The organism is Raskinella chloraquaticus (SeqCode) (genome assembly GCF_021731865.1).
Taxonomy (GTDB): Bacteria; Pseudomonadota; Alphaproteobacteria; order Rhizobiales; family UBA4765; genus Raskinella; species Raskinella chloraquaticus.
In genome coordinates, this window is record NZ_JAKFWN010000010.1 from 1 (window position 1) to 20,747 (window position 20,747).

The 20,747-nt window shown below is 60.6% G+C and carries 22 protein-coding genes and 2 tRNA genes; 14 read left to right on the top strand and 10 right to left on the bottom strand.

Features of this window, described 5'->3' with window-relative positions; translation table 11 throughout:
* Window position 1: 1 nt before the first annotated feature.
* A tRNA-Thr gene (locus tag ACINK1_RS04330) sits at window positions 2-76 on the bottom strand.
* A 307-nt stretch (window positions 77-383) separates the two neighbouring features.
* On the opposite strand from ACINK1_RS04330, the gene ACINK1_RS04335 reads away from it, so the two are divergent.
* Window positions 384-746: a hypothetical protein gene (locus ACINK1_RS04335; protein WP_376803033.1), complete on the top strand. Its 363-nt coding sequence runs from the start codon at window positions 384-386 to the stop codon at window positions 744-746.
* 57 nt (window positions 747-803) lie between these two features.
* Here the strand turns inward: ACINK1_RS04335 and ACINK1_RS04340 are convergent, their stop codons facing one another.
* Complete coding sequence (locus tag ACINK1_RS04340) at window positions 804-1,592, bottom strand: RNA methyltransferase (RefSeq protein WP_376800572.1); 789 nt, start codon at window positions 1,590-1,592, stop codon at window positions 804-806.
* A gap of 161 nt (window positions 1,593-1,753) precedes the next feature.
* Between ACINK1_RS04340 and ACINK1_RS04345 the strand changes: the two genes are divergently transcribed.
* Window positions 1,754-1,838: transfer RNA gene (locus ACINK1_RS04345), tRNA-Tyr, on the top strand.
* Window positions 1,839-2,035: 197 nt separating this feature from the next.
* Here the strand turns inward: ACINK1_RS04345 and ACINK1_RS04350 are convergent.
* Window positions 2,036-2,410 carry a hypothetical protein gene (locus ACINK1_RS04350; protein WP_376800573.1) on the bottom strand — a complete coding sequence of 125 codons (375 nt, stop codon included), beginning with the start codon at window positions 2,408-2,410 and terminating at the stop codon, window positions 2,036-2,038.
* Window positions 2,411-2,523: 113 nt separating this feature from the next.
* Window positions 2,524-3,468, bottom strand: a complete 945-nt coding sequence (locus tag ACINK1_RS04355; RefSeq protein WP_376803032.1) for a cupin domain-containing protein — start codon at window positions 3,466-3,468, stop codon at window positions 2,524-2,526.
* A gap of 194 nt (window positions 3,469-3,662) precedes the next feature.
* Between ACINK1_RS04355 and ACINK1_RS04360 the strand changes: the two genes are divergently transcribed.
* From ACINK1_RS04360 to ureG, 4 genes are read left to right on the top strand one after another with little or no spacing between them, the layout of a single operon-like run.
* Entirely contained in the window at window positions 3,663-4,892 is a 1,230-nt protein-coding gene (locus tag ACINK1_RS04360) for a murein L,D-transpeptidase (protein WP_376803031.1), read from the top strand.
* Window positions 4,893-4,952: 60 nt separating this feature from the next.
* Window positions 4,953-5,441: an urease accessory protein UreE gene (locus ACINK1_RS04365; RefSeq protein ID WP_376800576.1), complete on the top strand. Its 489-nt coding sequence runs from the start codon at window positions 4,953-4,955 to the stop codon at window positions 5,439-5,441.
* Window positions 5,431-6,126 carry an urease accessory protein UreF gene (locus ACINK1_RS04370; RefSeq protein ID WP_376800577.1) on the top strand — a complete coding sequence of 232 codons (696 nt, stop codon included), beginning with the start codon at window positions 5,431-5,433 and terminating at the stop codon, window positions 6,124-6,126. Before ACINK1_RS04365 ends, ACINK1_RS04370 begins: the two co-directional genes overlap by 11 nt.
* A 35-nt stretch (window positions 6,127-6,161) precedes the next feature.
* Complete coding sequence (gene ureG, locus ACINK1_RS04375) at window positions 6,162-6,791, top strand: urease accessory protein UreG (protein WP_376800578.1); 630 nt, start codon at window positions 6,162-6,164, stop codon at window positions 6,789-6,791.
* Here ureG and ACINK1_RS04380 read toward each other — a convergent pair.
* Complete coding sequence (locus ACINK1_RS04380; RefSeq protein ID WP_376800579.1) at window positions 6,778-8,247, bottom strand: TRAP transporter large permease subunit; 1,470 nt, start codon at window positions 8,245-8,247, stop codon at window positions 6,778-6,780. The two genes, ureG and ACINK1_RS04380, sit on opposite strands and share 14 nt — an antisense overlap.
* Window positions 8,244-8,786 (bottom strand): TRAP transporter small permease subunit, encoded by a 543-nt coding sequence (locus tag ACINK1_RS04385; protein WP_376800580.1) that lies wholly within the window; start codon window positions 8,784-8,786, stop codon window positions 8,244-8,246. Before ACINK1_RS04385 ends, ACINK1_RS04380 begins: the two co-directional genes overlap by 4 nt.
* Before the next feature lie 169 nt (window positions 8,787-8,955).
* On the opposite strand from ACINK1_RS04385, the gene ACINK1_RS04390 reads away from it, so the two are divergent.
* From ACINK1_RS04390 to ACINK1_RS04400, 3 genes are all read left to right on the top strand, one after another.
* On the top strand, window positions 8,956-10,647 hold the full coding sequence (locus tag ACINK1_RS04390; protein WP_395760005.1) for an ArnT family glycosyltransferase: 1,692 nt from the start codon (window positions 8,956-8,958) through the stop codon (window positions 10,645-10,647).
* A 114-nt stretch (window positions 10,648-10,761) separates the two neighbouring features.
* Window positions 10,762-11,514, top strand: a complete 753-nt coding sequence (locus ACINK1_RS04395) for a glycosyltransferase family 2 protein (RefSeq protein ID WP_395760003.1) — start codon at window positions 10,762-10,764, stop codon at window positions 11,512-11,514.
* Complete coding sequence (locus ACINK1_RS04400; RefSeq protein ID WP_376800583.1) at window positions 11,511-11,852, top strand: lipid-A-disaccharide synthase N-terminal domain-containing protein; 342 nt, start codon at window positions 11,511-11,513, stop codon at window positions 11,850-11,852. The genes ACINK1_RS04395 and ACINK1_RS04400 overlap by 4 nt, the downstream gene beginning before the upstream one ends.
* Window positions 11,853-11,861: 9 nt before the next feature.
* Here the strand turns inward: ACINK1_RS04400 and metC are convergent, their stop codons facing one another.
* Window positions 11,862-13,049 carry a cystathionine beta-lyase gene (gene metC / locus ACINK1_RS04405; protein ID WP_376800584.1) on the bottom strand — a complete coding sequence of 396 codons (1,188 nt, stop codon included), beginning with the start codon at window positions 13,047-13,049 and terminating at the stop codon, window positions 11,862-11,864.
* A gap of 236 nt (window positions 13,050-13,285) precedes the next feature.
* Here metC and ACINK1_RS04410 point away from each other — a divergent pair, with 236 nt between their 5' ends.
* The 5 genes from ACINK1_RS04410 to ACINK1_RS04430 all read left to right on the top strand — a co-directional run bounded on the left by ACINK1_RS04410 (window position 13,286) and on the right by ACINK1_RS04430 (window position 17,989).
* Window positions 13,286-14,299 carry an amino acid ABC transporter substrate-binding protein gene (locus ACINK1_RS04410; RefSeq protein WP_376800585.1) on the top strand — a complete coding sequence of 338 codons (1,014 nt, stop codon included), beginning with the start codon at window positions 13,286-13,288 and terminating at the stop codon, window positions 14,297-14,299.
* A gap of 163 nt (window positions 14,300-14,462) precedes the next feature.
* Window positions 14,463-15,665 (top strand): amino acid ABC transporter permease, encoded by a 1,203-nt coding sequence (locus tag ACINK1_RS04415; RefSeq protein ID WP_395760004.1) that lies wholly within the window; start codon window positions 14,463-14,465, stop codon window positions 15,663-15,665.
* Window positions 15,666-15,674: 9 nt separating this feature from the next.
* The gene (locus tag ACINK1_RS04420; RefSeq protein WP_376800603.1) at window positions 15,675-16,814 is read left to right on the top strand and encodes an amino acid ABC transporter permease; all 1,140 of its coding nucleotides are present in this window, start codon (window positions 15,675-15,677) and stop codon (window positions 16,812-16,814) included.
* Between the two features lie 37 nt (window positions 16,815-16,851).
* Entirely contained in the window at window positions 16,852-17,610 is a 759-nt protein-coding gene (locus ACINK1_RS04425; RefSeq protein WP_376800604.1) for an amino acid ABC transporter ATP-binding protein, read from the top strand.
* A gap of 10 nt (window positions 17,611-17,620) precedes the next feature.
* Entirely contained in the window at window positions 17,621-17,989 is a 369-nt protein-coding gene (locus ACINK1_RS04430) for a YbhB/YbcL family Raf kinase inhibitor-like protein (protein ID WP_376800587.1), read from the top strand.
* An 11-nt stretch (window positions 17,990-18,000) separates the two neighbouring features.
* Here the strand turns inward: ACINK1_RS04430 and sseA are convergent, their stop codons facing one another.
* Genes sseA through ACINK1_RS04445 form a run of 3 tightly spaced genes read right to left on the bottom strand, consistent with a single transcriptional unit; the run spans window position 18,001 to window position 20,654 of the window.
* A complete protein-coding gene (gene sseA / locus ACINK1_RS04435) occupies window positions 18,001-18,846 on the bottom strand; it encodes a 3-mercaptopyruvate sulfurtransferase (protein ID WP_376800588.1) in 846 nt (281 codons plus the stop codon).
* 49 nt (window positions 18,847-18,895) lie between these two features.
* Window positions 18,896-19,618, bottom strand: coding sequence for an alanyl-tRNA editing protein (locus ACINK1_RS04440; protein ID WP_376800589.1), 723 nt, complete (start codon window positions 19,616-19,618; stop codon window positions 18,896-18,898).
* Between the two features lie 4 nt (window positions 19,619-19,622).
* The gene (locus tag ACINK1_RS04445; RefSeq protein WP_376800590.1) at window positions 19,623-20,654 is read right to left on the bottom strand and encodes a cysteine synthase A; all 1,032 of its coding nucleotides are present in this window, start codon (window positions 20,652-20,654) and stop codon (window positions 19,623-19,625) included.
* Window positions 20,655-20,747 lie beyond the last annotated feature (93 nt).

The window sequence follows — 20,747 nt, forward strand, 5'->3', positions numbered from 1 at the left end:
CTGGTGCCGGCGGAGAGGATCGAACTCCCGACCTTCGGTTTACAAAACCGCTGCACTACCGCTGTGCTACGCCGGCGCTGGCGTGTGCTTAGCCAAAGACGATTGATTTGGCCAGAGGGGGCGGAGCGCTGAGCCGGGCGCTGCCCGTCGCCGGCGCTGATCGGGGAAGCGCGAGCGCCCGGGCGGAACTTTCAGCGCCACTGCGGGTTAACCTTGACGACGAGCGGTCATCGCACGCTGCGTTGGCTGGTTGCGCTGGCGCGCGATTTATAATCTATTCAGAACGCGTTCATACGCTGATGGTTAAGACTTTGTGCAGGTTGTCATGGAACGGCAGACCGGCCTTCGCCGTACCCTGTTCCACCCATCTCTAGGAGGGGATGATGAAGAAATTGATGGTTGCTCTGCTCGCCGCCCTGACATTTGCCGCTGCTTTCGCGCCGCAGGAAGCGGAAGCCCAGTATCGCCGTCGCAATAATGGCGTGCCGATCATCGCCGGTGTCGCGGCCGGGCTGCTTGGCGCGGCGATTGTCGGCTCGGCGATTGCCGGCCAGCAGCCCCGCTATTACCAGCAGGAACCCGTGTACGGTCGCCCCGGCCCGGTCTATTACGCCCATCCGCAGGGCCAGTATTACGAAGAGGACGAGGTGGTGGTGCGCCAGCCGCGTTGCTTCATCAAGCGCCAGCCCCTTTATGACGAATATGGTCGGGTGGCCGCCTATCAGAATCGTCGCGTCTGCCGCTGAACGACGCATCCGATATTTGTGAAAGCGCCCGGTTCGTCCGGGCGCTTTTTTTTAATCTCACGCACTCAGCGCCAGCCGCTGATGAGTGGCAAAGAGCGCCACCGCCGCCGCGTTCGAGACGTTGAGGCTGGTGAGCTTGCCCGGTAGCGCGATGCGCGCGAGAATGTCGCAATCCTCGCTGGTGCCGGCCCGCAGCCCCTTGCCTTCCGCTCCCAGAACCAGCACCAGCGGCGCTTTGAGCGGCAGGGTGGTGATGTCGTTCTCCGCATCGCTGTCAAGACCAAGGCGGGTGAAGCCGCGCGCTGCAAGGCTTGCCAGCCCCTGACGCAGATTGCGCACCAGACAGAAGGGCACCAGCTCAAGCGCCCCCGAGGCAGCCTTCGCCAAGACGCCGGTCGCTTCCGGGCTGTGGCGGTTGGTCATCATCAGCGTGGTGACGCCGAAGGCCGCCGCACTTCTGAGAATGGCCCCGACATTGTGCGGGTCGGTCACCTGATCAAGCGCCAGAACGATGCCGGTCTCCGGCACCGCTTCGACGTCGAGCACCGGCAGCGGGTCCGCCTCCAGCAGCAATCCTTGATGGACAGCGTCGGCCGGCAGTAGGCGGTCGATCTCCTGCGGGCGCATGATCTCGGGCTTGATTCGGCCAGCAGCCACCGCCTCGACGCGGTGCCAGCCATTCTCGCTGGCAAATATCCGGCGCAGCCGGCGCGCCGGATTGGCCAGCGCCGCCTCGACCGCATGCACCCCCCAGATGAGCTGGACGTCATGGCGCCCCTCCCATGAGCCGTGGCGGACATGGCGGGGCTTGGGGCGGAAGGCGGGGCGGGGAGAGGGGCTGCGCATGCCCCACGACTTAACAGGCGGGCGGGCGGCGTCAATCTCTTGCCAATTATCCCGCTGCCCGTTGACAGGCCGGCGCCCACTCCCCATAACGACCGCCCACGCCTTGCCGCGCCTAAAGCCGGTGAGGCGCCGGCGGGCTTTTGCCTTGCCGGAACCCGGATGGGGGAATGTCCCGAGTGGCAAAGGGGGCGGACTGTAAATCCGCTGGCTTAGCCTTCGCAGGTTCGAGTCCTGCTTCCCCCACCACCTGTTTTTTTGAAATAGCGTGATGCGTTTAAACGCAATGCGGCCGAGCAAAAAATAAAGGCCCGGGCTGCCTTTCAGCAGACCAAGCCTGTCGATGTTGATGATCGCGCCGTGCTGGCGCTGGTCATGCCACCATCATGTTGTTGGCAGCGCAATCCCGCCCTGATCAGACGAGACGCGCTCCCAACACATGCAGCTTAGCGGGCCGCCATGGGCGCCATGCCGTCATCGGGTGCGTTGAGCACAAAGGTGACGAGCAGGACGGCTGCCGCGTTGACCCAATAATAAATGGCGTCAATGCCGGTGAAACCGAGCACGAAAGGGGCGACGGCGAAGGTTATTCCCACCAGACGATCAACCAGCACGTGGAAGGAATAAGGCAGTACCTTGATGATCCCCGTTTCATGATTGGTCAGGATCGTCAACGCCAGCGCCGCGCCGCCAGTGACAACCGAGAGCCAGAAGGCCAGCGGATTTGTCGCACCCAGACCAAGCAGGAATGGCATGCCGATCAGGCTGAGGGCGACGGGGTAGTCGATAAGGGCGTGGATTTGCCGTGTAACAAAACGCATGTTTAATCTCCTGTGCACAAGGTCCAAGATTTTTGGCCCATGCGAGACGTTGAGACAACAAGAGAGGATTAACTTCGGTCTATTGGCAATACATATGAGACGATCTGCAACTATCAGGCCGCTTCGCTGCGATACTCGCTGGGCGCAATACCGAAGCGCTGGCTGAAGGCGCGAGAAAAGGCAGCCGTTGATTCATAACCGACCTTGGCCGCGATCTGCTGTACGTTGAGCCTTGTATCGTCAAGCAGAGCTGCCGCGCGTTGCAGCCGCCAGCCGCGCAGATAACTCACCGGCCCTTCGCCGACACGCTCGGTGAACTGATCAGCAAAGCGCGCGCGCGACATGCCGATCTCTTTCGCCAGGCTTTCAACTGTCCACGGCTTTTCCGGGTGGGTATGGATGAGCATGAGCGTTTTGCCGATCCGCTCATCGCTGAAGGCGCCGATTACCCGCTGCATCTCGGGTGACTGGCTGAGGCCGGCGCGCAGAATTTCAACGAACATCACTTCAGCAAGGCGTTGAACGATCGCCACCATCCCCTGGTCGTGGGGCGTGCTGCGCGATTCAAAAACCCGTCGGGCCATCATGCGGACGATGTCATCAAGCCAGCCGAAACGGGCGCGCATTGCAGCCGTGATAACAATGGCATCGGGCAGGAATTGCAGAATGGGATGGCTGGCGCCATCGCGAAACGTGAAATGGCCGCAAACAAGCTCATTTGTCGCTGCATGCGGTGCCGGTGTCGCCACAACAACACCTTCGCCTCGATATCCGGCATTTTCCAGCACATGCTCGAGCGGAGCGTAGTTACTCTCCGCAGAATCAAGAATGCAATGACTTTGACCACGCGGAATGAGCACGAGATCGCCGCTTGCCAGTGACAGCGCCTGGCCGTTTGCCAGACGCACGACGCAATTGCCCTGCACAACCAGGTGGAAGCGCGCGGATTGTTTATACGCCGGCACCTCGACCCCGAAGGGAGCGGAAAATCCCAGCCTGAAATAAAAACTGCCGCGCAGGCGCAGTGTCTGGAGGATATCGCTGAGAATATCTTGCATGATGAAAAACCAGTTGTTGGGCGCGGTGTTTGGGACGGTCTGCATAGTTTAATGGTTTGACGACCGTCAAATCACGCTGTCGCGAGCGTATCGGCAAAATGTCGATAAATTTTGCGATGCCGATTTCCCATTTCTTCAGGTGAAATTTACCAAGTTCATCGAACCTGCTTCGACGTTTTGAAGCGGAAGCGATGATGTTCCAGTGGTTTCGCCTGCCTGTTCTGATCCTCGCTTTCTGCGCAAGCAGCGCGGCGGCGCGCGCTGAACCATTGGGCGAACCGGCCTTCTCTCCCGTCACCTATCAGCGCACCGTCTGGGCCTATGAAGGCTACCGCGCGCTGTACGAAAAAGGCGGATGGCCTGATCTGCCGGCCAGCGTCGCAGGATTGATGGAAGGCGCAGAGGGGCCTGCGGTGGCAGCCCTCAAGCAGCGCCTCATCCTGATGCGCGACATGGCGCCGGACGCGGCCGAAAATGATCTCTTCGATCAGGGAACCCGCGAGGGCGTTCGGCATTTTCAGCGCCGGCATGGTTTGAACCCCAGCGGAAAAATCGGCGAGCGCACGTTGCGCGCATTAGCCGTTCCCATCGACATGCGCCTCAAGCAGATGTGGATGACGCTGGAGCGGATGCGCCAGACGCATTTCTCTTTTCCCGAGCGCTATATCGTCCTCAATATTCCCGGCGCCACCATCGAGGCGGTTGATCATGGCCAGACGGCGCGGCGCCATGTCGCTGTCGTCGGGCGCCCTGATCGCCAGTCGCCACTGGTCTCCTCGCGCCTTGCCACCATCAATCTCAATCCGACATGGACGGTGCCGACGTCGATCATCCGCAATGATCTGGGGCCAAAGATACAGGCCGACCCGCTGTTCTTGCAAAAGCATGGCATGCATGTCTTCGGGCCGGGAGGGATCGAACTTGATCCGGCAAGCGTCGACTGGTCAGGGCGCACCCGCCTCAACGTGTCGATCAGGCAGGACCCCGGACCTGCCAATTCGCTCGGTCGTCTGCGCCTCGACATGCCCAATATCCACGCTGTTTATATGCATGATACGCCCCAGCGTGACCTCTTCCGCTCGGACGCCCGCTTCCATTCATCGGGCTGCGCGCGCGTCGAGGATGTGGTGGGGCTCGCCGCCTGGGCGCTGGAGGGAACCGACTGGAACCGCGCCCGCCTTGAGGGCGAAATCGCCTCTGGCTCCCGCATCGACATTCGGCTGGCGAAACCGGTGCCCGTCATCTGGGTTTATCTCACCGGATGGGCGGCGGCAGACGGCACCATCCAGTTCCGCGAGGATATCTACGGTTTCGACGAGGGCAGGGCGCCGCAGGCTGAGGCTGAAAAAGATGTTACCGGCTCGATTAATCAGCGTCCCGCCGGCATTGCTGATCTCATCGGCGCTTCGCCGGCGCGCAGATAGGCTTGCCTCGCGCGCGGTGGCGTGCATCTCTTGGCGCGATCATCCGCAAGAGGCTCCGTCATGCTGCGCGTCACTCATGTCCATGCCCATCTCCATGGCGCACCCGCTGACCGGGTGGTGCTGGCCCACGAGGACCGCCGTCGCCGCCGGCTGGCGATGAAGGCAGAAGGCGGAGTGGAATTTCTCCTCGATCTTCCCGAGGCGATGGTTATTCCCGATGGCGCGGCGCTGATACTGGAGGATGGCCGTCAGATCGAAGTCGTCGCCGCGCCTGAATCGCTCGTCAAGATCACGGCGAAAGATGGCCCCTCACTCATCCGCATCGCCTGGCATCTCGGCAATCGTCACGTGCCGACCGAGCTTCTGGGAACCCAGCTCAGGATTGCCCGCGATCATGTTCTCGAAGAGATGATCGTGGGTCTGGGCGGCATTGTGGTAGCGCTTGAAGCGCCGTTCGAGCCCGAAAGCGGTGCCTATGCCGCTGGCGGGCAGTCCGGCACCCATCATGCTCATCGCCATCATGGCCACGATCACACGCATGACCACTGAGCCTGTGTCGTCTGGTAATTATCTGGTGCTGCAAGCGTGGTTCTCGCCGGCCTTTCCGATCGGCTCCTTCAGCTTTTCGCACGGCCTCGAATGGGCAGTCGAAGCGGGTGACATAACCGACCGGGAAAGTGCTGAAGCGTGGATCGGCGATCTTCTGTGCCATGGCAGCGGGATGAATGACGCGATTTTGCTCGCTCACGCCTGCCGCGCCGAGGCAGCGCGGGATGGTGATTGCCTGCGTGACGTTGCCGAACTGGCGGCAGCTTTTCAGCCGGGGCGCGAGCGCTTGCTGGAAAGCCAGGTGCAGGGCAGGGCCTTTCTCGATGCGATTATGGCGGCCTGGCCGCCACCGCAGCCTTTATTGCTGACCCAGGTGTGGGATGGCCCGCTCGCCTATGCGGTGACGGTCGGGGCCAGTGCTGCTGCCCATCATCTGGCGTTGCCGCCAACCCTTGAAGCCTATCTTTCCGCCTTTGTCGCCAATCTCGTTTCGGCAACCATTCGCTTGAGCGCGCTTGGCCAGAGCGATGGACAACGCATCATCGCCGCCTTGCTGCCCCTTGTGCGTGATACCGCATCGCGCGCGAAGATAGCCTCGCTGGATGAACTTGGCGGATCGTGCCTGCGCGCTGATCTCGCCTCCCTCAGGCACGAAACGCAATATACCCGCCTCTTCCGCAGTTGAACGGTTGAGGCATGAAAAACTGGAAAGAGCATCACATGCAAAAATCACCTCATGGGCCGTTGCGGGTTGGTGTCGGTGGGCCGGTCGGCTCAGGCAAGACGGCGCTGATGGATGCGCTGTGCAAGCGTTTATCGGGTGATTTCGATATCGCCGCCGTCACCAATGACATTTACACCAAATGGGACGCGGAATTCCTTGTCCGCTCCGGTGCCCTGCCGGCTGAGCGCGTTTTGGGAGTGGAGACCGGCGGCTGTCCCCATACCGCGATACGCGAGGATGCTTCGATCAATCTCGCAGCGATCGCCGATCTGCGATCGCGGTTCCCCGCGCTTGATCTGGTCCTGGTTGAATCGGGTGGCGACAATCTGGCCGCGACCTTTTCGCCTGAACTCGCTGACTTGACGATCTACGTGATTGATGTCGCGGCAGGCGACAAGATCCCCTCGAAGGGCGGGCCCGGCATCACGCGCTCCGATTTGCTGGTCATCAACAAGATCGATCTTGCGCCTTATGTGGGGGCTGATCTTGCCAAGATGGATGTCGATGCCAGGCGCATGCGCGGGGTCCGCCCGTTTGTCTTCACCAACATCAAGGACGATATCGGCTTAGGCGACGTTGAAGCGTTTATCCGAACAAAGGGCGGCCTGGATCCTAATTCGGCTTGATGAGATCAAGCGGCTGCAGCGGTTCGCCCGTGCGCGGCAGGGTCGTGAACGGTGGTCTGGCCGGTAAAGGCGCGGTGGCGTCGTAAATCCGGTCGGGAAGCGCGGTTGCGAGCCACGGCATCAGCCCCACCAGCATCAGCGCCACGAGCTGGATTGCCACGAAGGGTAGCACCCCTCGCCAGATCGCTTTGGTCGGCACGCTGTCAGGCGCAACCGAGCGCAGATAGGCGAGCGTATAGCCATGCGGCGGCATGATGAAGGATGTCTGCAGATTAAGCCCGATCATGACAGCCAGCCATACCGGGTCCGCCCCCAGCTTGATGAGCGGCGGCGCGAAAAGGGGAACGACGATAAAGACGATCTCAAAGGTGTCGAGAAAGCAGCCAAGCACGAAGATGAGCGCCATCGTCACCAGCATCGCCATCGCCAGCCCGCCGGGAAGATCGCGCAACGCGTTCTCGATCATCGTCTCGCCACCAAGACCACGGAAGACGAGAGCGAACGTCGAGGCAGCGATAAAGATCATGAAAATCATGGACGTGCCGCGCGCTGTCGTGCTCATCACATGGCGGATGAGACCGGCGCTGAACTTGCCGCGGTAAACGGCAAGCACCAACGCCCCGACGGCACCGAGCGAGGCTGATTCTGTTGCCGTGGCCACTCCCGCAAGCAGCGATCCGAGCACCATGCCGACGAGCGCGAGCGTTGGCAGCAGCGCCCGGGCGATGTCGATCAGGCTGGCGCGCCTGATCGCCGCCGCAGGAGGCGCATCCGTCGGCTTCAGCCAGGCGCGCCCGCAGACATAAGCGATGTAAAGGGCGGTGAGCAGCAGGCCCGGTATCAGTGCGCCGGCATAGACATCGCTGATGGTGACACTGGCAGGCGCAAAATTGCCGAGCTCAACCTGGGCGCGCTGATTGGCGGTGCTGAGCGTGTCGGCAATGATGATGAGGACGGTTGCCGGCGGGATGATCTGCGCGAGTGTTGCCGAGGAACAGACGATCCCGCAGGCAAAGTCATCGCGGTAGCCTGAGCGCAGCATGGTAGGCAGCGCAATCAACCCGAGCGCCACCACATCGCTTGCCACGACGCCTGTCGTGCCGGCAAGCAGCGCGCCGACGATCACGGTCGTAACACCAAGCCCGCCGGCTCGCCCGCCCAGGAGCGCACTGAGGGATACGACAAGATCTTCCGCCAGCCCCGCGCGCTCCAGCACGTGCCCCATGAACAGAAAGAGCGGGATCGCCACCAGCACCTCATTGGTGATGGCCCCGAAGATGCGGGAGGGAAGCGACAGCAGGAGTGCTGCCTCGAAGCTGCCGGTGAGAATACCAACACCAGCAAAAATGACAGACGCGCCGCCTAGCGTGAAGGAAATCGGAAAGCCGGCGAACGTTGCCATCGTCAGCACAAGCAGCAGGAGGATGGGCAGCGCGTCGGCCAAGATCTGGATCACTTCTGCCGATTTTTCGTGTCGTCCAACGCGGACAGGCGCTGTGAAAGGATGGCAAATCCCTGGAGCAGAAGCAGAAACGCGCCAAGCGGAATCAGGGCTTTCACCAAAAACACTCCGGGCAGGCCACCTTCGACGGCCGCGCCCTCCAGCTGTGAAAAGGCCGATCGCACGAAGCTGTGCTCGCCGGCAAGCGAGGCGTAGATGATCGTGACCAGCCATGGCGTCAGGAAAAACGTGATTCCGGCGATCTCGATCAGGTTTCGTGTACGCGGCGTGAGCCTGCGCGAAAAGATGTCCACACGTACGTGTTCGTTGGCGCGATAGACCTCGGCTGCTCCGCCCATGATGCAAGCAGCAAAAAATGCGATGTAAAGCCCCTGCATCCACGGAAATCCAATGCCAAACACATAGCGCAAGATGGCCACGCTGGCGCAAACGACAACGGTTGCCAGCGCGCACCACGCACTTGCCCGCCCGAAAAAAGTCGACATGGTTGCGATTGGATTGCGATCGTCTGGCTTGGGATATCTTGCTGTCATTCAGGCTTCCTGTTCCCGGTGACGTTATATGACGGGAAGGATCGTGCCAGTTAAGGGGTATGGCGCGTATCCTCACGCTTTCGACAAAGGACTGACAAATCGCTTCCCCTCCTGTTTTGCTCTGCTAGAAGGCAGACCGCTGACCCTTGGAGCAAGTATGGACGTGACGATGATCAACCAGGCACAATCATTGTCCCGCGCAGTGCTGTCCTTTGCGCTCGCAGGGCATCGTCGCGCCTGCCTTGTACTCACATTGGCGACCCTGTTGTGTTGTCTGCCAGGCTTTTTTGTCATCCCGCCGACGGATCGTGATGAAGGCAGGTTTGCCCAGGCCAGCAAGCAGATGATCGAGACAGGCGATCTCATCAATATCCGCTATCAGGGGGAAGCGCGCAACAAGAAGCCGGTCGGTATTCATTGGATGCAGGCCGGGATAGCGACACTCAGTGGTTATGGAGCCGACGCGCCGATCTGGGTTTATCGTCTGCCATCGCTGCTTGGCGCGCTTGCTGCTGTGTTGCTGACCTACTGGGCGCTTTTGCCGCTGATCGGTCGGCAAGAGAGCCTGATTGCGGCGATGTTGCTGGCCGCCACCTTTATGCTTGGCATCGAGGCACGCATCGCCAAGACCGACGCCGTTCTTCTGGCAACCACGACGGCCGCCATGGGCGCGTTGATCAGAGCCTATCTGGGCCCAAAGACTGTGCTCCAGACGGGCAATTGGCTCATTTTCTGGTTGGCGATTGCTGTCGGCCTTCTGATCAAGGGGCCGATCACCCCCCTCGTCGTAGGGCTGACGGCGACGACGCTGGTCGTGTACCACCGCTCGGCAGCCTTTTTGCGCGCCTTGCGCCCGATATATGGTGTGATGCTCGTTTTGCTGATCAGTCTTCCCTGGTTCATCGCCATCGCCGTGCAGACGCAAGGCGCTTTTTTCCAGGGCAGCCTTGGTCATGATATGTTTGAAAAGATCGGCGGGGCGGCCGAGCAGCATTGGGGACCTCCCGGCTATTATGCCGCCGCATTCTGGGTCTTTGCCTGGCCGGCAGCGCCCTTCCTGCTGGTAGCATGGCCGTGGCTGTGGGCAAACCGGCGCGACCAGAGCGTGATGACCCTTCTTGCCTGGCTATTGCCCACCTGGGTGCTGTTTGAAGTCGTTTTCACCAAATTGCCCCATTACGTGCTCCCGACCTATCCAGCGCTCATGGGGCTGATCGCTCTCGCGCTTGTCAGAATGGGGACGGGCATGCCAGCGCGCTGGCGCCAATTCTGGTTGGTGGGCCTGTGGCTGTTCCCGCTGCTCCTCGGCTTTGCCGCCATCATCACCGTCTATCGGGTGGAAGATGTCGTCCTTTACGGCGCTATCGTTTTCACTGTGCTCTCGGCCTTGCTTGGTTTCGTGGTCAATCGCTTGGCCGGTCGCCATCTGCCTGAGGCCGTGCCGTTATCGATTGCGGTTGCCTCGCTGCTGTATCTTGCCGTGATGCAGAGCGCGGCGCCTGGTCTGCGTACGATCTGGTTGTCAAAAACGCTTGCCGACAAGATCAATGAAATATCGCTCTGCCCGCGTCCGCAGCTTGCCATCGCTGGCTATGCCGAACCGAGCTTCGTCTTCCTGACCCGAACCGACACCTATCTTGCCGACGTTGCCGGTAGCGCGTCATTTCTGTCGCAGGCTGGTTGTCGGCTGGCGATTGTCGATGCCTTGCGCCGTAACGGAGCGGGGGAACTCATCAGCGATGAATTCCAGCAGCAATTGCAGGCTCTCCACGTGAAGGCTGAAAAGATCGGTGAGGTCACCGGGCGCAACGTCAACGGCTTCGCCTTGCGCCGCATGGAAATCTGGCGTCGCCTGCCGTAACCAGCACGCATGCCACCTCGCAGCCCACACCTTGGCTTGGCGGAAGAATGTAGCTATAAGGCCGCCAACTGAAGCGCGACAAGGACCGCTTGGCGGCGCGAAAGGCTTGCATTCATGTATAATTCTGTCGGCGCGGAGCAAGGCTTGCGCGTCAGCGTCACCGTGCCAGTCAAGAACGAGCGCGACAATCTTCTGCCGCTGATTACCGAAATCGAGGCGGCATTGGCGCCGGGCGGCGCCTATGAGATCATTTACGTGGACGATGCTTCAGATGATGGCACGTCACAAATTCTCGCGGAATTGCAGGTGAGCCGCCCGCATTTGCGCGTCATCCGCCATGAATTCAGCGCCGGTAAATCTGGCGCCATTCGCACAGCCGTCAGGGCCGCCCGCGCCCCTCTGATCGCGACGCTTGACGGTGACGGACAGAATAACCCCGCCTATCTGCCGGCGATGATCGCCGCCCTCGAAGCATCGCCAGCCGATACGGGGCTGGTCCAGGGTGAACGTCAGAGGCGTCGTGATACCCTCTTCAAGCGGGTCCAGTCGCGTATCGCCAATGCCGTCCGTCGCCTTGTCCTGTCCGACGTCACCAGTGACACCGGTTGTGGACTGACGGTGGTGCGCCGCGATGTGTACCTGCAACTGCCTTATTTCCAGGGCTTGCATCGCTTCGTCCCGGCACTGGTAAGGCGCGATGGATACGCGATTCTCATCCATTCCGTCGCTGATCGCCCCCGCCTCAGCGGTCAGTCCCATTACGGCTTTTTTGACCGCCTGTGGGTCGGCCTCTTCGATATGGCTGGCGTGTGGTGGCTGATCCGCCGCCGTGGCCCGCGCCCCAACGCGAAGGAGCAGCGGCCATGATCATCCAGTTCGGCCAGGATCTTTACGCCTATCTCTACGATGTGTTTTTCACCCGTTTTGATTTCTGGCTGCTTTTTGGCCTTATTGCCCAACTTTTGTTTACTGCGCGCTTTCTCGTGCAATGGATTGCCAGCGAGCGCGCCGGCCGCAGCGTGGTGCCGACCGCCTTCTGGTTTTTTTCGATCATCGGCGGCGGCATGACGCTTGTCTACGGCATCATCAGGCGCGAACCGATCATCATTATCGGTCAGTCATTGGCGACGTTCATTTACGTGCGCAACCTTGTTCTGATTGCGCGCACTCCCAAGACCCGCGATGGTGAGGGCGCCCGGTCCTGATCGGCCCAGTCAGCTGGCGGCTTTGAGGCGATCGAAACCGGCGGCAAGATCGCGTTGCAGGTCGCCGATATCCTCAAGGCCGATCTGGAAACGCAATGTCGGGCCGCCGGGCTCCCACGGCGTTGCCGTTCGGTAAGGCGTACAGTCAAAGGGCAGGACAAGGCTTTCATAGCCGCCCCACGAGGCACCGATACCGAAGAGATCAAGCCCGTCGACCATCGCTGCCAGCGCGGCTGGGGACACGGGATGCAGAATGATCGAGAACAAGCCGGTTGCGCCGAGAAAATCGCGCTTCCACAAGGCATGACCGGGATGGCTCGGCAGGGCGGGATGCAAGACCGCTTTTACCTCCGGGCGTGCCTCGAACCAGCGCGCCATCTCAAGGCCGCGCCAGCCCGCCTCCTTCACCCGCAGCACCATGGTTCGCAAGCCGCGCAGCCCCAGAAACACGTCCTCCGGCCCGGCGCAAATAGACATTGAATCAAATGTTTGACGAAGTGCTGGCCAGCACCGCTCATTGGCCGATACAAGCCCCAGCAGCAGATCGGAATGACCGGAGAGATATTTGGTTCCAGCTTCAATCGCCAGATCAACGCCGCGCTCATGGGGTGGAAAGAGCAGGGGCGTTGCCCAGGTATTGTCCATCAAACAGACAGCGCCATGGTCATGCGCCGCTTTGGCAATGGCCGGGATGTCCTGCATTTCGAAACTTTGCGAGCCGGGCGCCTCGGTGAAAACCGCCGTTGTGTTCGCTCGCATGAGGCTGGTAATCCCGGCGCCGATGAGGGGATCGTAATAAGTCGTCTCGACGCCGAAGCGCTTGAGAAAACTCTCGCAGAAATTGCGGGTGGGCCGGTAGACGGAATCTGTGACCAGCAGATGATCGCCTGCCTTGAGACAGGATTGCAGCGCCACCGCGACCGCGGCCAGGCCCGATGGTACCAGAACCGTTCCGGCAGCCTTCGAAATGGCTGACCATGCGGTTTCCAGCGCGTCCGTCGTTGGTGTCCCGTAGGTCCCGTAGGTGTAGCGTGCGGTTGCGCGATTGTTGTAGGCCTCGATCGTCGGCTTCAGCACGGTGGAGCCTCGCCAGATCGGTGTGTTGACGAAGCCCTCGAAGCGAAAAGGGTCGCGCCCGGCGAGGACGACCTGGGTTTCTGGCTGAAATTTATCCAGAGGTGCTGAAGTTTTTGTCATGCTGAGGGGCTTCCCGGATACATCGTCTTTGTGGCAGACTCTGGAGATGGGCACGTCTGGCCGTCAAAAAACAGGCTGAACTGTGCACCGTGGTCGCTTGCCATCAAGGCAGCCGGCCTGAGATACGTCAATCAGTTTCGGAAGCCGCCATGCTCATGGCAGCTTCTCACTTCTGCCCGGAGCTCCGGACGGGCAGAACGACCAAGCAACCGGACAGGGAATGGAGTAAACTCATCATGAAGTTTAAATTGGTACCGCTGGCCGCAGGTCTGGTCCTGAGCGCCGGGGTTGCTCACGCCGCGACACTTGACGACGTCAAGGCGCGGGGCTCTCTGAACTGCGGATCGAGTGTGTCACTTGCCGGCTTCGGCCAGCCCGACGACAAGGGCGTGTGGAAGGGCCTCGACGTTGATTTCTGCCGTGCCATGGCTGCGGCCATTTTCGGCGATGCCAACAAGGTCAAGTTCGTCCCGCTGTCGGCCAAGGACCGCTTTACCGCGCTGCAGTCGCGCGAAGTCGACGTGCTGGCCCGTAACACAACCTGGACCATGAGCCGCGACACAACACTTGGCCTGCAATTCGGCCCGGTCAATTATTATGACGGCCAGGGCTTCATTGTTCGCAAGAAACTCAACCTGACCAAGGCCCAGGAACTCGCCGGCGCCACCGTCTGTGTGCAGACCGGTACGACGACCGAGCTCAATCTTGCCGACTTCTTCCGCTCCAACAATCTCAAATATGAGCCGGTGGTGTTTGCGGATGCTGACGCAACCGTCAAGGCGTATGACAGTGGCCGCTGCGATGCCTTCACGACGGACGCCTCGGGTCTGTACTCCGAGCGCCTCAAGCTCACCAACCCGGCCGATCACGTCGTGCTGCCGACCATCATTTCCAAGGAGCCGCTTGGACCAGCCTGGCGCCAGGGGGATGATCCCTGGGGCAATATCGTCAAGTGGACGCATTATGCCATGCTGACGGCCGAAGAACTTGGCGTCACCCAGGCCAATGTCGACGAGATGGCGAAGTCAAGCACCAACCCTGATGTCAAGCGCCTGCTTGGCACCGAAGGCAAGTTCGGCGAGGGCATCGGCCTGCCGAATGACTGGGCCTTGAAGATCATCAAGGCGGTCGGCAATTACGGCGAGGCGTTCGAGCGCAACGTTGGCGAGAAGACACCGCTTGGCATCAAGCGCGGCCTGAATGCCCTGTGGACCAAGGGTGGTCTGCAATATGCTCCGCCCATCCGCTGAGCGATGATACCAGGAGGCCGGACATGATCGTCCGGCCTCTTTTTTAAGCGGGCCCCGTGCCGAGAAGTCGGTCACAATACTTCCGCTGCGCGGGCTTCATGTTCTGGCAGAGCGCCGACTATGCGTCGGGCGCAGCTGGGACGGGAACAGGGGAAAAGGGAACATGGCAGTCACCGAAATGGGGACATCATCGTCCGTCCGCAAGGAATCACGGTCATCCTTGCTCTATGATCCCAAGGTCAGAGGGTTCGTTTTTCAGCTTCTGCTTGTGGTCGCCATCGCCTATCTGGTTTTCACCGCGACCACCAATGCCATCGAGAATCTGAAACGGCTCAATCTGGCGAGCGGCTTTGGATTTTTTGCCAATGTTTCGGGCTTTGACATCACCCAGAAACTGATCGAGTACAGCGCATCATCGACCTATGGCGATGCCTTCATCGTCGGGCTTTTGAATACGCTGCTCGTGGCGGGAATCGGTATCGTCCTGGCGACCTTGCTGGGGTTCGTCGTCGGCATTGCCCGCCTGTCGTCGAATTTCGTCGTGCGCACGCTCGCCACCTGGTACGTGGAAATCATGCGCAACATCCCTTTGTTGCTGCAGCTTTTCTTCTGGTACGTCGCCGTGTTGACGCCGCTGCCGGGCCCGCGCCAGTCGCTGAGCTTTCCAGGTGACATTTTTGTCAATGCCCGCGGTCTGTTCATGCCCGCCCCGATCTTCGGCGAGGGCGCATGGATGATGCTGGCTGGTCTGATCATAGCCCCCGTTGCGTGGTTTTTCATCGCCCGCTGGGCAAAGGCGCGGCAGGAAGCAACCGGCGAGCAGTTTCCGGTCTTCCTGACAGGCGTTGCTCTGATGATCGGCTTGCCGTTTCTTGGCGCCCTCCTGTCCGGCTTTCCGATAACCTTCGATCGACCGGTGTTGAAGGGGTTCAATTTTGCTGGCGGCATGCGCGTCGTTCCGGAATTTGTCGCGCTGTTGCTCGGGTTGACGCTTTACACCGCAGCCTTCATCGGCGAGATCGTCCGTGCCGGCATTCTCGCCATCCATCGCGGACAGACCGAGGCATCAAACGCGCTCGGCCTTCGCGCGACGCCAACGCTGAACCTGGTGATCATTCCCCAGGCGATGCGCGTCATCGTTCCCCCGCTCACCAGCCAGTATCTCAACATCGTCAAGAACTCATCGCTAGCGGCTGCCATCGGCTATCCCGATCTTGTGTCCGTCTTCACCGGCACAACGCTCAAACAGACGGGGCAGGCGATCGAAGTGATTGCCGTCACGATGCTGGTCTATCTGACCATTTCGCTCAGCCTGTCGACCTTCATGAACTGGTATAACGGGCGCATTGCGCTCACGGAGCGTTGAGCCATGTCGATGTCAGGTGATATGAATACGATAGGTATCGGCTTTGTCCGCACCGAGCAGGCGCCGACCTTGTCGCCACCCGCAAGCACGGTTGGCGTCATCGGCTGGGTGCGCGCCAATCTCTTCGCCGGCCCTGTCAACACGCTGTTGACGGTGGTTGGAGTGTACATCATCTATCTGATTGTTCCTCCGCTTTGGAATTTTTTCATCGCCAATGCGGTGACGGAAGGCAAGGGACGTGCCGAATGCCTGGTTGAGGTCCCTGGCGCCTGCTACCCCTATCTCCTGGCACGCCTGCAGCAGTTCATCTACGGCTTCTATCCCGAAGCCGAGCGCTGGCGCGTCAACCTCACCGCCCTTCTCTGTTTCGGCTCGGTCGCCTGGCTTCTCATACCCGCCACGCCAAGCAAAAGCTGGATGGCCGCCTTCTTTTTCGTCGCCTTTCCGGTCCTTGCCTATATCTTGCTGAGCGGCGCTTTCGGCCTTCCCAAAGTGGCGACCAGCCTGTGGGGTGGCATGATGGTGACGTTTGTCATCTCGATCGTCGGGATCGTCGTCTCCCTGCCGCTTGGTATTCTTCTGGCACTGGGGCGGCGCTCGAAACTGCCGCTCGTCAAGCTGTTCAGCGTCATCTTCATCGAGTTCTGGCGCGGCGTGCCGCTCATCACCGTGCTCTTCATGGCCAAAACCATGCTGCCGCTTTTCGTGCCCGAGCACCTGGCGCCCGATCAGCTCTTGCGGGCGCTGATCGGCGTTGCCCTTTTCTCGGCAGCCTATATGGCGGAGGTCGTGCGTGGCGGCCTGCAGGCCATGCCAAAAGGACAGTATGAAGGGGCGGACGCGCTGGGTCTCAGCTATCCGCAGAAGCTCATCTTCATCATCCTGCCGCAGGCTTTGCAGATCGTCATTCCCGGCATCGTCAACACCTTCATCGGCCTTTTCAAGGATACCTCGCTCGTCACCATCGTCGGCATCTTTGACTTTCTGGCGAGCATCCAGTCCTCGCTCACCGATCCCGTATGGGCAACGCCATGGACCGCTTTTACCGGTTATGGTTTCGCCGCCCTGTTTTATTTCGTCTTCTGCTTTGGCATGTCGCGATATTCCAAATTCATGGAAGAGCGTCTCGCCCGCAGCCACAAGCGCTAGGAGAATAGTGATGGATAGCACGCAGACCACAGCCACCATGCCGCCAGGCGGACGCCCGCTTGATCAGACGGCGATTGAAATTACCGGCATGAACAAATGGTATGGCCAGTTCCATGTCCTGAAAGATGTGAACCTCAAAGTGGCGCGTGGCGAGCGTATCGTCGTGTGCGGTCCGTCGGGTTCAGGCAAATCGACCATGATCCGCTGCATCAATCGCCTTGAGGAACATCAGAAGGGTTCGATTGTCGTCGATGGCATCGAACTGACCAATGATCTGAAGAAGATCGATGAGATCCGTCGCGAAGTCGGCATGGTTTTCCAGCATTTCAACCTGTTTCCTCACCTGACCATCCTCGAAAACTGCACGCTTGCGCCCATCTGGGTGCGCAAGATGCCGAAGAAAGATGCCGAGGAAGTGGCGATGAAATATCTGACGCGGGTGCGCATTCCCGAGCAGGCCAACAAATATCCCGGCCAGCTGTCAGGCGGCCAGCAACAGCGTGTGGCGATTGCGCGTGCGCTGTGCATGAACCCCAAGATCATGTTGTTTGACGAGCCGACCTCGGCGCTTGACCCGGAAATGGTGAAGGAAGTGCTCGACACCATGGTTAGCCTTGCCAATGACGGCATGACCATGATCTGCGTCACCCATGAGATGGGCTTTGCCCGCCAGGTGGCCGATCGCGTCATCTTCATGGATTACGGACAGATCGTCGAAGAAAACAGGCCGGACGAGTTCTTCAAGAACCCGCAACATGAGCGCACCAGGCTATTCCTGAGCCAGATATTGCATTGAGGAATTTCGGATGATGCAACGCGTCTTGTGCGCGTCTGTCTTGTTGCTGGCGGCAAGCCTGCCGGCACATGCCATGACGGCGTCGGTGCGCTGGTGTTCCGGCTCGCCTGAATTCAAGATTTCGGGCGCACCAAAAGGGGCATCCATGCTCAATCTGCAAATGAGCGATCTTGATTACCCGAGCTACAATCACGCAGGTGGGGTCTTGCCCTTTGCGACGCTCGTCAAATGCGGCGCCCTGTCATCTTCGCCCTATCGCGGCCCCTCGCCGCCGGCAGGGCAGGTCCATACGTACCGCTGGACCATCGAGGCGCTGGACGCGAGCGGCAAAGTGCTGGAAAAAGTGGTCGTCGACAAGAAGTTTCCCGAGCAGAGATAGGTCCGCTTGACTCAAGCGCCGGTCTTCGCCGTATGGGGGTCCGCACCCCATTCCGACCATGAGCCGTCATAGACGCTCCATTCCCGGGCGCCGACCGCGTCAAGCGCCAGCCCCAGCACGACGGCTGACACGCCCGATCCGCAGGTGGTGATGATCGGTCTTGCCGGATCAACGCCGGCCGCGGCGAAGATCGCCATCAGGTCGCTCTTTGGTTTGAGCCTGCCTTCAATTGTAAGCATGCTCGAGGGCACGTTGAGGGCGCCGGGCATGTGCCCGCTCGGCAGACCGGCGCGTGGTTCGGGCGCCGTGCCGGTAAAGCGTTCACTGGAGCGCGCATCGACCACCTGAACGCCAGCCTGAAGGGCTTTGGCGACATCGGCCAGATCGCGCACCGCACCGCTGTTGAAGCGCGCCGTGAAATGGGCGGGACGCCGCTCGACGCGGCCTTCTTCGAGCGGACGCCCCTCCGCTTTCCATCTCGGCAGACCGCCATCCAGGATGAAAACGCGCTCAAGGCCGAAGACCCGGAACATCCACCACACGCGCGGGGCTGCAAACAACCCAAGCCCGTCATAGACGAGGATGCTGGCGCCATCGCCGATCCCCATCTTGCGCATGGCGGACGCAAACCCCTCGGGGCGCGGCAACATGTGCGGCAGGTCGCTCGTCGTATCCTTCACCGTATCGATATCGAAATGCACAGCGCCAGGGATGTGGCCGGCGAGATACTCGGCCTGTGCATCGCGATGTTGCGTTGGCAGGTACCAGGAGCCATCCACAACAACGAGGTCGGGTGCTGACAGGTGATCGGCAAGCCATTCAGGGGAACGCAGCCAGGTTGAGGGAAGATTGTCCATGGAATGTCTCGTCTCGTGATGGCGGAGGAACGCGCGGAGGGTAGGTGGGTTAGGCGACAAGTTCGATGCGCACGCGGCGATTGAGTTTGCCTTTCTTCTCGATCTTGGCAACGATAACCCGGCCGATCTCGCCGGTTTGTGCCACATGCGTGCCGCCGCACGGTTGCAGATCAAGCCCGTCGATTTCAACGAGGCGCACCCGGCCCGAGCCGCGCGGTGGCTTCACCATCATCGTCTTGACGAGGCCGGGATTGGCATCGAGTTCAGCATCGGTGATCCACTGCGCGCTCACCTTGCGGTCAAGGGCGATGAGTTCGTTGAGTTTGGCTTCGATGGCGTCCTTTTCGAAACTGCCGGCATCGGGAATGTCAAAATCGAGGCGCCCGTCGCCCTCACCGATCGCGCCCCCGGTGACCGGATAGGGTAGCACCACCGAGAGGAGATGAAGCGCGGTATGGATTTTCATCCGCTTCAGGCGCGCTGACCAGTCAAGCCGCGCCGCCACCGTCTGGCCGGTTGATATCTCGCCCACGGGCAGCGCCGCCATATGCACCACGCTTTGCTTGTCGCTGGAATAGACGGCATGGGTGATGGCGATCACCCGACCATCGGCAAGCACGATCTCGCCGCCATCGCCAGGTTGCCCGCCGCCCTGCGCATAAAAAATCGTGCGGTCGAGGATAAGCCCGTTTTCCGGCGTGAGCGCGAGGAGGGTCGCCGGCGCCTCACGCACATACGCATCATCGCGAAAGAGCAGTTCGGTTATCATCATGTCCTCATACCAGCGGGGCAGCGCGCTTTGGTTTTGCGATCAGGAAATCTGGAACCGGCAAATCCCTGGAGCGCAGAAAATCAGCGTTATAGATCCGCGATGCGTAGCGCGAGCCGTAATCGCACAGGATGGTGACAATCGTATGCCCCGGCCCGAGCGCTCTGGCCATGGCAATCGCGCCCGCAACGTTGACGCCTGACGATGGTCCGAGCATCAACCCTTCCTCGGTCAAGAGGCCAAAGAGCACCTCCAGCGCCTCGCCATCGCTGATACGAAACGGCAGATCAACCTTGAGCCCCTCAAGATTGGCTGTAATCCGTCCCTGGCCGATGCCCTCCGTCATCGAGCTGCCTTCGGCCTTGAGAATGCCGGTGGTAAAATACGAATAGAGCGCCGCGCCATGGGGATCGGCAAGGCCGATCTTGATATCAGGCTTGCGCTCGCGCAGCGCCATGGCCGTACCGGCAAGGGTGCCGCCCGAGCCAACCGCGCAGATGAAGCCGTCGATCCGCCCGTTCGTCTGCTCCCAGATTTCCGGCCCCGTCGAATCGACATGCGCCTGCCGGTTGACCACATTGTCGAACTGATTGGCCCATACCGCCCCCTGCGGCTCTGTTTTCGCCAGCTCTTGCGCCAGCCGCGCCGATACCTTGATGTAGTTGTTGGGATTGGCGTAGGGCGCGGCGGGAACCTCGATCAGCTCCGCGCCGCACCAGCGCAGCGTCTGCTTTTTCTCGTCAGACTGGGTATCGGGAATGACGATGAGCGTGCGCAGTCCCAGTGCATTGCCAACCAGTGCCAGACCGATACCGGTATTGCCGGCCGTCCCCTCGACGACGACGCCGCCCGGCCGGACTGCGCCGCGGCGCAGGGCGTCCGCGATCATCCATTTGGCGGCACGATCCTTGACCGATTGACCAGGATTGAGGAATTCAGCCTTGCCCAGAATGGTGCAGCCGGTGAGTTCGGAGGCATTCTTCAAATGAATGAGTGGCGTGTTGCCGATAGCGTCCACAATTCCCTTATGGATTGTCATAAACAAGGCTTCCTTCCTGAACGATGCCGCTTGGCGTGCGATAACACGCCCCGCCTGTGCCCCATCGCCCCATTTTGCATGGGGGCGATGGTT